1 protein-coding gene is annotated in these 433 nt (G+C 65.1%); it reads left to right on the forward strand.

Translation table 11 applies throughout. The annotated features are described in order from the left end of the window. A partial coding sequence (locus A3761_RS26915; RefSeq protein ID WP_197472814.1) for a hypothetical protein occupies positions 1-276 on the forward strand: 276 nt, incomplete at its 5' end. Between the last annotated feature and the right edge of the window lie 157 nt (positions 277-433).

Below are 433 nucleotides of genomic sequence, written 5' to 3' on the forward strand. Positions count from 1 at the left end.
AATCTCGCCTCTGACGCCCTCTGTGTGCCTCAGAACCGCGAGGCGATGAGAGGGCAGGGGCTCAACTTTCTCTCGTCCGACACGATCCGGCGCGTGCCCGACATCGTCAATAGCTCAAACCGCCGCCGAGCCGACCTGCCGATACGCTTCGTACAGGCGATTGAGCGCCGATACGAAATTCGCAACGTCGCTGTGCTGTCCGGCAAGCTCACTGGCGTGAACGGCTCGGGCGCTATTACCGACCCGCTGAGCACCGTCCCGCCTCCCGGCGCTTGACGCTCTCCACCAATCCCGATCCACCTACCAGGGACGCCGGTCGACGGCGCTTTGCTATGGCTGCTGGCCTCAACGTCGCCGACTTCGTCCGCGTCTCCGTCTCACTTCAGCCCGCCGCTGCGCTCTATCGCGGGTTCGGCAACGGCCTCGTCGTCGG

The organism is Oleiphilus sp. HI0123, from assembly GCF_001635315.1.